The organism is Wolbachia endosymbiont of Tuta absoluta, assembly GCF_059414725.1.
Window position 1 is genome coordinate 1 of sequence record NZ_JBNRJY010000338.1, and the last position, 443, is coordinate 443.

Annotated in this window: 1 rRNA gene; it reads left to right on the forward strand. The window is 46.0% G+C overall.

Going from position 1 to position 443, the window contains the following annotated elements:
- Positions 1-40: 40 nt before the first annotated feature.
- Positions 41-443: ribosomal RNA gene (locus ACJ5GX_RS03625) — 16S ribosomal RNA — on the forward strand; the annotation flags it as partial.

The window sequence follows — 443 nt, forward strand, 5'->3', positions numbered from 1 at the left end:
GATCGAAAAAGCGCATCCAGACGTATTTAACTTGTTGTTGCAAATCATGGATCGATCATGGCTCAGATTGAACGCTGGCGGCAGGCTTAACACATGCAAGTCGAGCGGGGAAGGTTGCTTCGGTAACTGACCTAGCGGCGGACGGGTGAGTAATGCTTAGGAATCTGCCTATTAGTGGGGGACAACATTTCGAAAGGAATGCTAATACCGCATACGTCCTACGGGAGAAAGCAGGGGATCGATCCGATAGACCAAAAATATCGTCAAGATCTTCTAGATCAGTTTGAAGACACAGGTGTTCAACTTGAGCCAGTAAAGCGTGCACGAATGAAAGCTATTCTGGATGAGCTGACTAAACTAGAACAAGAATATGCCCGTAACGTCCGTGATAATCCAGAGAAACTTGAGTTTACTCCTGAAGAGATGAAAGGCTTACCTCAAAG